Annotated in this window: 10 protein-coding genes and 1 pseudogene; 3 read left to right on the top strand and 8 right to left on the bottom strand. The window is 73.3% G+C overall.

Going from position 1 to position 12,473, the window contains the following annotated elements; genetic code table 11:
* Nucleotides 1-29 precede the first annotated feature (29 nt).
* Both AB0J42_RS01270 and AB0J42_RS01265 read right to left on the bottom strand, forming a co-directional pair.
* Nucleotides 30-1,715: a substrate-binding and VWA domain-containing protein gene (locus AB0J42_RS01270; RefSeq protein WP_364287057.1), complete on the bottom strand. Its 1,686-nt coding sequence runs from the start codon at nt 1,713-1,715 to the stop codon at nt 30-32.
* Between the two features lie 243 nt (nt 1,716-1,958).
* Nucleotides 1,959-2,594 (bottom strand): hypothetical protein, encoded by a 636-nt coding sequence (locus tag AB0J42_RS01265; protein ID WP_364287054.1) that lies wholly within the window; start codon nt 2,592-2,594, stop codon nt 1,959-1,961.
* 137 nt (nt 2,595-2,731) lie between these two features.
* Between AB0J42_RS01265 and AB0J42_RS01260 the strand changes: the two genes are divergently transcribed.
* Together AB0J42_RS01260 and AB0J42_RS01255 are read left to right on the top strand one after the other, a co-directional pair.
* Nucleotides 2,732-3,514 carry a DUF4184 family protein gene (locus AB0J42_RS01260; RefSeq protein ID WP_364287051.1) on the top strand — a complete coding sequence of 261 codons (783 nt, stop codon included), beginning with the start codon at nt 2,732-2,734 and terminating at the stop codon, nt 3,512-3,514.
* Nucleotides 3,507-4,313, top strand: a complete 807-nt coding sequence (locus AB0J42_RS01255; RefSeq protein ID WP_364287048.1) for an RNA methyltransferase — start codon at nt 3,507-3,509, stop codon at nt 4,311-4,313. The genes AB0J42_RS01260 and AB0J42_RS01255 overlap by 8 nt, the downstream gene beginning before the upstream one ends.
* On the opposite strand, the pseudogene AB0J42_RS01250 reads toward AB0J42_RS01255, so the two are convergent.
* The 5 genes and pseudogenes from AB0J42_RS01250 to AB0J42_RS01230 all read right to left on the bottom strand — a co-directional run.
* Nucleotides 4,314-4,907, bottom strand: a pseudogene (locus tag AB0J42_RS01250) (neutral zinc metallopeptidase); the annotation flags it as partial.
* Nucleotides 4,908-5,030: 123 nt separating this feature from the next.
* On the bottom strand, nt 5,031-5,756 hold the full coding sequence (locus AB0J42_RS01245) for a ThuA domain-containing protein (protein WP_364287045.1): 726 nt from the start codon (nt 5,754-5,756) through the stop codon (nt 5,031-5,033).
* 34 nt (nt 5,757-5,790) lie between these two features.
* Nucleotides 5,791-6,882, bottom strand: coding sequence for a Gfo/Idh/MocA family oxidoreductase (locus AB0J42_RS01240; RefSeq protein ID WP_364287042.1), 1,092 nt, complete (start codon nt 6,880-6,882; stop codon nt 5,791-5,793).
* 129 nt (nt 6,883-7,011) lie between these two features.
* Nucleotides 7,012-7,851 carry a serine hydrolase gene (locus tag AB0J42_RS01235; RefSeq protein ID WP_364287039.1) on the bottom strand — a complete coding sequence of 280 codons (840 nt, stop codon included), beginning with the start codon at nt 7,849-7,851 and terminating at the stop codon, nt 7,012-7,014.
* 72 nt (nt 7,852-7,923) lie between these two features.
* Nucleotides 7,924-8,442, bottom strand: a complete 519-nt coding sequence (locus AB0J42_RS01230; protein ID WP_364287036.1) for a VTT domain-containing protein — start codon at nt 8,440-8,442, stop codon at nt 7,924-7,926.
* A 131-nt stretch (nt 8,443-8,573) separates the two neighbouring features.
* Between AB0J42_RS01230 and AB0J42_RS01225 the strand changes: the two genes are divergently transcribed.
* Nucleotides 8,574-9,083, top strand: coding sequence for a hypothetical protein (locus tag AB0J42_RS01225; protein WP_364287033.1), 510 nt, complete (start codon nt 8,574-8,576; stop codon nt 9,081-9,083).
* Here the strand turns inward: AB0J42_RS01225 and AB0J42_RS01220 are convergent.
* The gene (locus tag AB0J42_RS01220) at nt 9,067-12,429 is read right to left on the bottom strand and encodes a BTAD domain-containing putative transcriptional regulator (RefSeq protein ID WP_364287030.1); all 3,363 of its coding nucleotides are present in this window, start codon (nt 12,427-12,429) and stop codon (nt 9,067-9,069) included. The two genes, AB0J42_RS01225 and AB0J42_RS01220, sit on opposite strands and share 17 nt — an antisense overlap.
* Nucleotides 12,430-12,473 lie beyond the last annotated feature (44 nt).

The following is a 12,473-nucleotide window of genomic DNA, read 5'->3' as shown; positions in this document are numbered from 1 at the left end:
ATGAACCAGGTAAAACTGTGACTGGTGGGTCAGCTGTCGCAGTTGGGGGAGCAGAGACGGCGTTCGAAGCCCTGGAGGAAGAAGTCGCGCACCTGCATCGGGTCCTTGGCGATGTACGCCTCGCCGCCCGTGGCCCGCGCCAGCGCGTCCATCTGCCGCTTGCCCGTCTCGGCCTCCGGGCCGAACGCGATCAGCAGGATGCTGACCGGCCGCTCCGGGTTGTAGTTCTCCTTCAGGAACCGCAGGATCTCCGTGTCGCTGACGCCGCCGTCGGGGTCGTCGTTGCCGGCGCCGTCGGTCAGGATCAGGATCGTGTTGATCCGGTCGCGCGCGTACGTCTTGGTCATCTCGGTGTAGGCGGCCTTGAGCGTGTCGTTCAGGCCGGTGTCACCGGTGGGCTTGGCCTGGACCGTGGAGAGCTCCTTGGCCAGCACCTCCTTGCGCAGCACCCCGTCGATCCGCTCGGTGAGCGGGCCGACCGAGACGATCTCCTTCCAGTCCTTGCCGTGGCCGTCGAGGTGGGTGGAGAACATCCACACCCCCATCTCCGAGTCCGCGGGGAAGAGTGTCAGGCCCTCGGTGGCGATCTTGCTGATGGCCTGCATGCGGGTCAGGTTGGTGCCGGGGACCGGCAGCGCCATCGTGCCCGAGACGTCGAGCAGGGTGAGCAGGCGGGTGCCGAGGTTCAGCCTGGTCCAGGTCTGGCTGACGGAGGCCACCGTCTTGGGGTCGGGGGCGGGCAGCGCCTTGGGGGCCGCCGGGTTGAACCCCTTGGCCTCCGACAGCGTCTCGCCCGCGGTGCCGTCGGGGTCGCGGAAGCCCTGGGCGCGCAGCACCTTCAGCGCGGACTCCTCCGACAGCGCCTGGCGGAAGTCCGCCGCGGCCTTCTGCCCGGCCAGGTCCTTGGTGAAGACGGTGAGCGGGTAGTCCAGGCTCAGTGTGCCCTCGGCCGGGTAGAGCGCCACCGCCGGGGTGTCCGGCTTCTTGGTGTTGTGCACGTGGATGGCCTGCTCGGAGCTGACACCGACGGGCACCCTGCTGCCGGACCGCACCGTGAGGCTGGCGAGCAGCGCGGCCGAGTCGGCCGCCACCTGGGTGGACAGCTCCTTCAGGGCGCCCACCAGCGCCTTGCTCTGGCCCGCCTTCCTGGCCACGCCGGAGGCGGCCATCAGCGCGGCCATCCCGGCCGAGCTCTTCTGCGGGTCGAGCGCGACCACGCGCACCTTCTTGCCGGGCCCGTCGGGGTTGGCCACGTTCGCCGCCGCCACCAGGTTGACCCAGCTCGGCTTCAGCGTGCCGGTGAGCTTGGCCGCCGAGGACTTCGCCGTCGCCAGCACCACCGGCGAGCTGGCGATCGACCCCGCCGGTTCGGGGACCCCGCCCTGCTCGACCGAGCGGGTGCTCAGCCGGCTCAGGATCAGGCTGGAGTCGGGCACCCAGACGTCGCCGTCGAACTTCCCGGCCGCGACCGCGCTCGCCACCCGTGCCGAGGTCTCCTTGGCCACCGTGACCTCGACGCACTGGCTGTCGATCGAGTGCATGTCCTCGTTGTAGGATTTAGCGATCTTCGAGAGCGCGGGCTGGATGTCCGGGCTGGCGACCACGCGCAGCGGCAGCTTGCCCGCCGAGCAGTCGTGCTCGCGGTTGAAGATGACGAAAGCCGCGACGCCGAGCAGCACGGCCAGCGCCACGGCCCCGGCCAGCGGTACGAGCACCCGCCCGCGTCCGGACCGCGCCCGGCGGCGCGAGGTCCGGGGGGATGGATTCTGAGCCCTGTAGCCGCCGTCGAATTCGTCTGTGCGGTGTCGCCCCACGGCTGTCCTCTTGGTGTTCTGATCGCCCGGCTTGACCTTCCGGAGACCTGGTGAGGGGTTCTCCGTGATACCCGGGGAACGATACTCGGTGCGCTTGCTGCGGCAAAACAGCCGTTATGGTGCGGTTATCACCTAGTGTGGTGGTCAATGGCAACAAACGTGACCACGCCAGGCCCGGATCCCCTCCCGTACCGCGACCACCGCGAGGGCCAGCGCCACGATCGGATCGACCCACCACAGCCCCGCGGTGTTGAGCCAGAGCCCGGCCAGCACACCCGCGGCGGTCGCGCCGCAGATGATGTTCTGCGTGCCCTCGCCCGCGGTCGCCCCGGACGCCAGCCGCACGCCCAGCCGCCGCTTCAGCACGCCCAGTACCGGCATGCTGACCAGGCTCACCGCCGTCACCACGATGCCGAGCAGGCTCACCTCCGCGCGATGACCCGCGTCCAGGTCATGCCCCACGTGCAGGACCAGGTACGGGGCGAGCAGCCAGAAGCTCACCGCCACCGCCCGCCGCGCCCGGTGCTCGGCCGTCTCCGACAGCGTGCGCGCCCCGGTGAACCGCCACACCACGATCAGGCTGGCCAGCGCCTCCACCAGGGCCGACAGGCCCCATCCGATCAGCGCGACCGAGTGCGCGCCGAACCCGGCCGCCAGCCCCAGCGTGCTCTCCACCCCGAGCCAGACCAGCGTCACCAGGGACAGCCACCGCGCGTGCCCGGCCGCCCGCAGCCACTCCGCGGACGCCACAGGATGCTCGCGAATCCGCTGGTCAGGCACTTTCCACCTCCGTGATCCCGGCTGTGCCCTCCGTACGGTACCGACTACTCACTGTGACCGCCGGGGCTCCGCCGTAACGGAAGGTCAAACTTCACGGGTAATGTCATGATCCAGAGGGGATTCGCCCAGGGGGGACCGTGCCGTTCACACCCAGCCACATGGCGGCGGTGCTGCCGCTCATCTCGTCCGCCCGCGTGCGCCGCCTGGCCGACCCGTGGGCGCTGGCGCTCGGCGCGATGGTGCCCGACCTGCCGATCTTCCTGCCGTTCCTGCCCGCCTACAGCGACTGGCACTCCTTGCAGGGCGTGCTGACCGTGGACCTGGCGGCGGTGCTGATCCTGCTGGTGGTCTTCCACGGCCTGCTCCGCGACCCGCTCCTGTCTCTCCTGCCGCCCGCGCTGGCCGGTCGCGCCGCCACGCTCCGCCCCGCCTGGCCGAGCCTCGCCCGCCGCGTGCCCGCCGTCGTCGCCGGCGGGCTGATCGGCTCGTCCACCCACGTCATGTGGGACTCCTTCACCCACTCCACCGGGCCGGCGCTGTGGGGCGAGTGGCTGGCGGCCCCGGTGCTCGGGGTGCTGCCGCTCTTCCGGGCGCTGCAGTACGGCTCGTCGGCGGTGGGGCTGGCGATCGTCGTCTGGTGGGCCTGGCGCGGCCTGTCCAGGATGGCGCCCGTGCCGGTGCCCGACAGCCTGCGCATCTCGGCGCGGGTGCGCTGGACGGTGCTGACCTGGGGCGCCGTCGGCATCGTGGCCGGCGCCTTCGTCTGGCCCCGGGTGGACGAGCCCAACCCGGCCTTCGGCCTGCCGGCCGTCATCACCAAGGTCGGCGCCGGCACCGTCGTCGGCCTCTGCCTCGTGCTCCTCTGCTACGCCGCCGGATGGCACGTCAGGCGGCTCGTGACAGTATCGGAACGTGCTTGAGTACGTCACCGACGCCGCCGACCCCCGCCTGACGGACTTCACCCGGCTGCGCGACGTCGAGCTGCGCAAGAGCCTGGAGGCCGAGCGCGGCCTGTTCCTGGCCGAGGGCGAGAAGGTGATCAGGCGCGCCGTCGCCGCCGGTTACCCGATCCGCTCCGTCCTCACCACCCGCCGCTGGCTCGACGCGCTCGCCGGCGTGCTCGGCGACGCCACCGTGTACGTGGTCAGCGACGAGATCATGTCGTCCGTGGCGGGCTTCCGGGTCCACCGCGGCGCCCTCGCCTCGATGGCCCGCCTCCCGCTGCCGTCCACCGCCTCCGTCCTGGAGTCCGCCGACCGGCTGGTCGTCCTGGAGGACATCGTCGACCACGCCAACGTCGGCGCGATCTTCCGCTGCGCCGCCGCCCTCGGCGTCGGCGGCGTCATCCTGTCGCCCCGCTGCGCCGACCCCCTCTACCGGCGTGCGGTCAAGGTCTCCATGGGGGCGGTGTTCTCCATCCCGTACGCCCGGATGGACGACTGGTACCACGGTCTGGACGAGCTGCGCGCGGCCGGGTTCCGGACCCTGGCGCTGACCCCCGACCAGTCGGTCACCCCGCTCGACCAGGTCAAGCTGGGCGACCGGGTCGCGCTGCTGCTCGGCGCCGAGGGCGACGGCCTGTCGTCCCGCTGGCTGCACGAGGCCGACGAGGCGGTCTGCATCCCGATGAGCCCGGCCGCGATGGAGTCGGGCGTCGACTCGCTGAACGTGGTGGCCGCGGCGGCCATCGCCTGCCACGGCCTGATGCGATCCGCGTGATCAGGCGACCTTGCGCGGCGGCGCCGTCCAGGTGTTGCACGCCCTGGGGTCGCCGGCGGCCAGGCCGCGCTTGAGCCAGGCGCGCGCGTTGGCCGTGCTGCCGGTGAGGCGCTCCTGCCCCCGCTGGTCACCCTGGATGAGGCTCGCCAGCTCGCGCCGGTCGCGCGCCGACCGGCCCTTGAGCGGCCAGACGCTCTTGAGGAAGGCCCCGGCGAGGCAGTCGGACTGCAGGCTGTAGCGGCGCGCCTGCTCCAGCAGCTCGCCGCTGTTCCGGTAGGGCTCGTCGTCGTACGCGGCGGTGATGCCCGTGAGGGTCTGGACGTGGAAGGCGTAGACGGCGGCGGTGATGTGGAAGAGCCACAGGTCGCCCGGGCTCTTCAGCCAGTCCTTGCCGAGCTGGACGTAGAGGGTCTTGTCGTCGGCGCAGTAGAGGATCTGCGAGGGCTCGTTGCCCGGGTCGAGGTCGCAGTACTTGCGGGGGATCCGGTTGACGTGCTTGACCCGTGCCTTCCGGAAGTTCATGCCGGCCTTGCCCAGGTGCGCGCCCCACGTCCTGTCCAGGCAGGTGACGACGGCGTCCACGTAGGCGCGGGCCTGCTTCTTGTCACCGGGTCTGACGCGCTTCTCGGCGCACTTGGTACGGGGGAGCGGGCCCGTCTTGTAGAGGGCGTTCGCGGTGAGGGCGGGGCTCTTGACCGGGGCCGCGGCGGCGTCGAATCACCACCGGATGGGGGTGTGGGCGTTGTCCAGCGGTTCGCCGACGCCGCCGGGCGGGGCCGCCCAGAGCACCGCGTTGGCCAGCACGCGGCGCACGTCGGGGTGGTGGTAAACGGGGTATCCCTGGTCGCCGGGGCTGAAGTAGAAGATCCGGCCCAGCCCGCGCCGGTAGCAGCAGCCGCTGCGGAACGCCTCGCCGCCGCCGGACGAGCTGATGAACACCAGCTCGTCCGGCTCGGGGACGCCGAACGGCTCGCCGTAGGTCTCGTGCTCGGGGATGACGATCGGGTGCGGCACGCCCCGCGCGATGGGGTGGCCGGGCGCCACGGTCCACACCAGTTCGCGCTCGGCGGCGTCGCGCCAGTTGAGGGTGCAGGTGGTGCCCATCAGCGCGCGGAACAGCTTGGAGTAGTGGCCGGAGTGGAGCACCAGCAGCCCCATGCCGCCGAGCACCCGCCGCCGCACCCGCTCGACCACCTCGTCGGCGACCTCCTCGTGGGCCACGTGCCCCCACCAGGTGAGCACGTCGGTCTCGGCGAGCTCCTTCTCCGGCAGCCCCTGCCCGGGGTCGTCGAGGACCGCGGTGCGGACGCGGACCCGGGCGCCGAGGTGTTCGGCGAGCCCGGCCGCGATCGCCCCGTGCATGCCGTCCGGGTAGCGGCGGCGCACCTCCTCCTCGCGCTGCTCGTGGCGGTTCTCGCCCCACACCGTGACCCTGATCGGCATCGTGTCCCCCTCGTGGCCGCTTCCCGGAGGGGATCTACCCGCCGGCGGCCCAGTCCATCGGCGCGGGGGGTTCGAAGGAACTGGTCAGCTCGACCGTCCCGCCCTTCTCGTACGAGGTGCGCGCGGCGCAGAGGATCTCCACCACGTGCGCGGCCTGCCGGCCGGTGGCGCGGTGCGGGCGGTCCTCGCGGATCGCGGCGGCGAGGTCCCGCACGGCCCTGCCCCACTCGACGCCCGGGTACGGTTCGCGCAGCGGCGTCACCGGCCGGGGCTCCTCACGGAAGGCGGAGATCTCCAGCGGCGCGTCGAAGTCGTGCCAGCCGCGCAGCAGCAGCGATCCGTCGTCGCCGTGGAACTCCATGCCGTGCTGGCCGGTGTTGTGCCCGTCGACGTAGAAGTCGCAGGTGAGCCTGAGCTGGACGCCGCCTTCGAACTCGACGTTGGCCACCACGTAGTCGGGGGTGGTCAGCGTGAACGGCGTCCCGTCGAGGCGGGTGCGCTGCGGGTGCAGGGTGGCGGCGAACGCCGTCACCCGCCGGGCCGGGCCGAGGGCGGCGGTGGCGATGGTGAGCGGGTAGACGCCCACGTCGAAGAGCGCCCCCACCTCGTAGAAGCCGACCGGGTCCGGGTGCCAGACCTCGATCCGGCCCCAGTTGACCTCCGCGTACACCAGCCGGACGCGGCCGACCGCCTCCTCGCGCAGCAGCTTGAGCGCCGTCTGCTGGGACTCGCCGAGGAACGTGGCGGGCGCGCCGCCGAGCCGCAGCCCGCGCTCGCCGGCCAGCGCCACCAGTTCGGCGGCGTCCTCGTACCGCAGCGCGAGCGGCTTCTCGCTGTGGACGTGCCGGCCCGCCTCCAGGCAGCGCCGGATGACTTCGTAGTGGGCCTTGTGCGCGGTCAGGTTGACCACGATGCCGACTCCGGGGTCGGCGAGCAGCTCGTCGAGTGTCGCGTACGCGCGCACGCCGTGCTCGGCGGCCAGCGCCTCCGCCCGCGCGGGGTCGACGTCCTGCACGCCGCGTAGCTCGATCTCGGGGTAGGAGGCCAGGTCGGCGGCGTATCTCTGGGCGATGTTGCCGCAGCCGACGATCGCGACACCCGTCGTCGCGCTCACGTTCGTGTTCAACCGTTCTCCTGGGGGTCGGATTTCGGCCATCGATCCGAGAAACTACGTGTTCCACGCAACAAGGGTCAATCTAGTTAATTGGCTGAAAATGCTACCCATCTCGCCACTTGACGCTCTTGCATCCCCGGGTCACCCTAGGGCGAGCTCCCGGCCCGCGTGGTCCAGCAGCCGCTCCGCGGTCTTGAACCGGCGCTCGTCCTGGTCGTTGAGCAGCACCCCGACCACCTCGCGCCCGGCCCGCCGCGCCGCGAACATCAGGCAGAACCCGGCCTTGCGGGTGTAGCCCGTCTTGATCCCGATCGCGCCGGACGCCCGGCCGAGCAGCTTGTTGGTGTTGTTCCAGGTGTGGGCCCGGTGCACCGCCGTCTCGGTGACCCGGTGCGTCCTGCGCGACACGACCGTCCTGAAGACCGGGATGTCCAGCGCGTGCCGGGCCAGCCGCACCTGGTCGACGGCCGTCGAGTGGCCGCCGTCGCGCGGGGTGGGCATCCCGTCGGCGTTGGTGTAGAGCGTGTCGTCCATGCCCATGCCGCGGGCGGCGGCGTTCATCTTGGCCACGAACCGGCGCTTGCCCGGCCCGTAGGAGCGGGCCAGCGCGTGCGCGGCGTCGGCCCCCGAGGGCAGCAGCAGCGCGTACAGCAGGTCCCGGACCGTGAACCGCTCGCCCGCGCGCAGGCCCGCCGTCGCCGCGCCGCCCTTGGCGCCGTGGCGGACGTCGGCCGCGGTGACCGTGACGACCTCCGACAGCTTCGCCTCGCGCAGGACAACGTACGCGGTCATCACCTTGACCAGGCTGGCCACCGGAACCCGGGCGTTCTCGCGCTTCCAGGCGTACACCATTCCCGCGTCGTCCACCACGAAGGCGTGCCCGGCGGCCACGGCCGGGGCCCGCGCGGCGGCCGGCGGCGGCGCGGCCACGCCGGTGGTCAGGACGAGCAGGGCGGAACCGGCGGCGGCAGCGATGCGCATGAGCCCCATGCTGACATCGCGAGTCCGCCATTCCGGGAAAACATGCCGGTTGGGACGGTCAAGCTAGGACCGTCAAGTGGCGAGCTCTTCCTCCCGCTCCGCCCGCTTCCTGCGCCGCCGGGCCACGTACGCCGCGATCGCGGCGACCACGGCCACCGCCACCAGCGCGGCCGCGAGCGGCGACTGGGCGGCGAGCCGCAGCCACGCCCAGATCGCGACCATGCCGCCGAACCACCACAGCGGCGCCCACGTCATGCAGCCGAGCGCGCTCGCCACCACGTACCAGGGATAGGAGACCCGCAGCGCCCCCGCCACCCACGGCAGCGTGTGGCGCAGCATCGGCACCCAGAAGCAGCCGTAGACGGCGAGCGCCCCCCACTTCTCGACCGTCCGCTCGATCCGGGCGATCCGGTCCCGGCCGATCCGCTCGCCGACGCGGGACTCGTACAGCTTCTCGCCCAGCCGGCGGCCGACCCAGTAGTAGACCTGGAACACGGCGAAGAGGGCGATCATGAGGATCACGCCCACCAGCCAGTACGGCAGGCCCCACCAGAACGGCTCCGTCGGCGCCGGGAGAGCGAGGTGCCTCATGGCGGACTCCCACCCCAATCGTTAGGTCAGCCTTACCTTAATTCACCGTGCAAGCGGCATCCATACCGGCCTGCAAGCCGCGGTCAACCGGCTGCCCGTACACCTGTGGGTGAGCGGAAGAGGCGGTGACCATGACGACGAGAAACGGCGCGTTCCTGACCGGCGGCACGGCGAGCGCGGCCAAGTTCGCGGTGGCGGCCCTGGCCTTCACCGCCGCGTACGCGGGCTTGTCGGCCTACGCTATCGCGAGCTCCGCCCAGACTCCCGCCGAGCCCGCCGCCGTGATCCTCCCGGCCGTCCAGGAGACCCCGGTCGGCGCCGCGCGCGCCCTGGCCGCCGGCACGGTCACCCTCAGCGCCCTGCCCGCCGAGCCCGGCTGCGTCGAGACCTTCGTCGCGCGCACCCTCCTGGTCAACCCGGACCCCGGCCGGACCCTCTCCTACAGCTGGCGGCTGGCCCGCTGGAGCCCGAAGACCAAGACCTGGCGCAGCTACCTCGTCGACTACGCCGGCTTCTCCGGCGCCCGCAGGACCGCCGCCTGGGAGGCCACGATCTCCGCCAACCCCGGCTGGTACCGCGTCGAGCTGGCCCCCGAGGGCGCAAAAACGATCAAGAGCGCCCGGTTCAGGGTGAGTTGCTGACCGAGCGCTGCGCCGCCTCCACCCAGCGCGGCACCCCCACCCGCCGGGCCACCTCCAGCGCCTTCAGGTAGTGGTCGCGGGCGGCCTCGGGCTGGCCCAGCCGCACGGCCAGGTCGCCGAGCGTCAGCGCCACCGGCCAGAGCGCCACCACGCCGGTGCCGGCGCCCGCCACCCGGTCGGCGAACGGCTTGAGCTTGTCGTAGCAGTCGACCATCCGCTCCCGGTCGTCCAGGAGCATCCCGGCCAGCGCCCGCCACGTCATGGCGAGCTCGTACAGGAAGTCGGGCCGCACCGGCGGGCGCACCGCCGCGACGGCCTTGGCGTCGGCCAGGTGGCCCCCGGAGGCGAGCGCCAGCGCGTAGGCGTCGAGCGACCACTTGGCGCCGCGCTGATGGGCCTCGCCCAGCGGCCCGGCCATCTCCGCGGCCCGCCCGTCGACCAGGTGGAGGCAGAACGCGGTGATCAGCGGCAGGTCCTGGCGGCCTTCCAGCATGCCCGCCCGGGCGGTCAGCCGGGCCGCGTCGCGGTAGGCGCGCTCGGCCGCCGGGTAGTCGCCGGCGATCATGCGCCGCAGCCCGACGTACCAGGCGTGCACCGCGGCCGGGGCCTGAAGGTCGTACTGGCGGGCCAGCTGGTCGGCGGCGGCGGCGTGCTCGTCGGCCACCGCGAAGTCGCCCCGCGCCGCCGCGCACTCCAGCAGCACCAGGTGGGCCAGCGCCTGCGTGGCCACCTGCCCGGAGCGCCGCGCCACGTCCAGCAGCTCACGGCCGATGCTCTCGCGGGTGTCGACCGCCGGGATGTCGTAGGACTGGCGCAGCCGCGCGCTCAGCGCGACCGCGATCAGCGCCGGGTCGCCGCTCTGCCGGGCCACCTCCAGCGCCTCCAGCGACGCCTGGCGGCCCCGCTCGGGCGAGGAGGAGCCCTCCAGCTCCAGCGCCAGCGTGGTAAGCAGGCTGGCGCGGAGCGACTGCTCGCCCTCAGGCAGCTCCGACAGCGCCCGCTCGGTGATGTCGACGATCTCCCAGGCGGTCCGGGTGAAGTCGCGCGCCATGCCCTTGTGCGGCACCGCCAGCGACGCCGCCACCCGGGCCGTCAGCTCCAGGTCGCCGAGCGGCAGCGCGGCGTCCATCGCCTCGCGCCGCAGCAGCCGCGCCGCCGACATGTCGCCGCAGAGCGCCAGCGCCCGGATGCGGCGCAGCATGAGCTGCAGGCGCTGCCTGGTGTCGCCGCCGGAGCGGTCGGACGCGGCGGTGGCCTGCTCCCAGAGCGTGGCCGCCTCGCGGTGCGCGAAGCGCCGCTCGGCCTGCTCGGCCGCCAGCCCGGCGTAGTGGACCGCCTTCTCGGCGGCGTCGGCCAGGTAGTAGTGGTGGGCCAGCGCCGCCACGTCGGACGGGGCGCGCCGCTCGATCACCGCCGCCACCGCGGCGTGCAGCCGGGTGCGGCGCAGCCGCGAGGCGTCGGAGTAGATCGTGTCGCGGACGAGGTCGTGGTCGAACCTCAGCAGCCCCGGCCCCGGCTCGGTCACCAGCCCCGCCAGCAGCGCGGCCTCCACCGCCTCGACCACCGCGTCCTCGTCGCCGGCCACGTCGACCAGCACGTCCACGTCCACGTCGCGGCCGATCACCGCGGCCTGCAGCAGGATCTGCTGCGCCCCGGCCGGCAGCCGGGAGATGCGCCGCCGCAGCACGTCGCGGACCCCGGACGGCACCTGTGACAGCACCTCGGCCGCGCTCGCCCGGTCGGCCGCGCCCTCGGCGTCGAGCAGGCGTACGGTCTCACGCACGAAGAACGGGTTGCCCCCGGTGCGCTCGACGATCGACTCGACCGCGTCGTCCTCGATCTCGCGCACGCAGGTGGCGCGGACGAGCTGCGCCACCGCCTTCGGGTCGAGCCCGGACAGGCCCACCCGGACCGGCCCCAGCCGGGCCAGGGCGGCGAGCACGTCGGCCTGGCTGTCGTCCAGCTCGCCCTCGCGGCAGGTGACCACGAGCAGCACCCGGCTGGTGGCCAGCAGGCTGGGCAGCGCGCGCAGCAGCGCCAGCGTCTGGTCGTCGGCCCAGTGGAGGTCCTCTAGCGTGAGCAGGACGGGCGAACGGCTCGCCACGCCCGCCAGGTAGCCGCCGACCGCGCGGTGCAGCCGGAACCCGCCCGACAGCTCGTCGTCGTCGGGGTCGGGGGCGGCGTCGTCCAGCAGCGGGGCGAGCAGCTGGGCGTACTCGCCCGCGCCGGTCACCCCGACCAGCGCGCGCAGGATCTCCACCCAGGCCCAGCCGGGCGGGGTGGCGCTGGAGTCGGGGCAGGCGCCGGAGGCGGTCATCCAGCCGTCGGCGGCGAGCCTGCTCTGGAGCTGGCGGAGCAGCGTGGTCTTGCCGGCCCCCGCCACGCCCGTGACGATCGCCACCTGGAAGCGGCCGGTGCGGGCGGCGGCCGTGGTCAGCCGGGCCAGCTCCGCGTCGCGGCCCACGAACGGCTCCGGCTCCAGCGGCGGCGGCTCCACCGGCGTGGCCGGGCGGGGCGGCCAGGTGTCGGCCGGCGGGACCGGCCTGGACGGGCGCGGCGCCGGCGTCAGGTCGAGCTCGGGCGACTGGGCCAGGATGTCGGACTCCAGCTTGCGCAGCGCCGGGCCGGGGTCGATGCCCAGCTCGTCGGCGAGGATGCCGCGGGCCCGGCGGAGCGCGGCCAGCGCGTCGCCCTGCCGGCCGCAGCGGTAGAGGCCCAGCGCCAGCAGCCGCCAGCCCTCCTCGCGCAGCGGATGCTCGGTGGTCATCGCCTCCAGGTCGGGCACCGTCTCGGCGGGCAGGCCCAGGCGCAGCCCGGTGTCGGCGTGCCGCTCGCGCGCCACCAGCCGCAGCTCGGTGAGCCGGTTGACCTCGGCCTCGGCCCACTGCTGGTCGGCGAAGTCGGAGTAGGGGGTGCCGCGCCACAGGCCGAGCGCCTTCTCCAGGCGCCCGCGCGCCGACTGCGGGTCGCCCTCCTCCAGGTGCTCGCCCGCCGCGCGGACGAGCTGCTCGAACCGGAGCCCGTCGACCTGGTCGGGCGCCACCCGCAGGGCGTAGCCGGAGGCGACCGTCACCAGCAGCCGGTTGGGCCCGCCGCGCGGGCGGCCGGGCTCCAGCACCCGGCGCAGCCGCGAGATGTAGACCTGCAGACCGGACTGGGCGCCCTTGGCCGTGTCGTCGTCCCACAGGTCGTAGAGCAGCGTGTCGACGGGCACGACCTGGCCCCTGGCCACGAGGAGCCGGGCGAGGACGGCCCGCTGCCGCAACCCGCCGAGGTCGAGTTCGTCGTCGTGTTCGTACGCCTCGACTGGCCCCAGAACTCGGAACGCCACCATTTCAGCCGCCACGCTATGCGTGCTTCCGAAGCACGCACAAGGCCCGTGGTTGATAA

This window comes from Nonomuraea sp. NPDC049649 (assembly GCF_040675175.1).
Taxonomy (GTDB): Bacteria; Actinomycetota; Actinomycetes; order Streptosporangiales; family Streptosporangiaceae; genus Nonomuraea.
This window is presented reverse-complemented; position numbering and strand designations above follow the sequence as displayed.

Bases quoted from the DNA above. Each gene is read 5' to 3' on its own strand.
- AB0J42_RS01230 (WP_364287036.1), bottom strand. From the start codon at position 8,442: ATGAGGCACCTCGCTCTCCCGGCGCCGACGGAGCCGTTCTGGTGGGGC.
- AB0J42_RS01245 (WP_364287045.1), bottom strand. From the start codon at position 5,756: ATGCCGATCAGGGTCACGGTGTGGGGCGAGAACCGCCACGAGCAGCGC.
- AB0J42_RS01235 (WP_364287039.1), bottom strand. From the start codon at position 7,851: ATGCGCATCGCTGCCGCCGCCGGTTCCGCCCTGCTCGTCCTGACCACC.
- AB0J42_RS01225 (WP_364287033.1), top strand. From the start codon at position 8,574: ATGACGACGAGAAACGGCGCGTTCCTGACCGGCGGCACGGCGAGCGCG.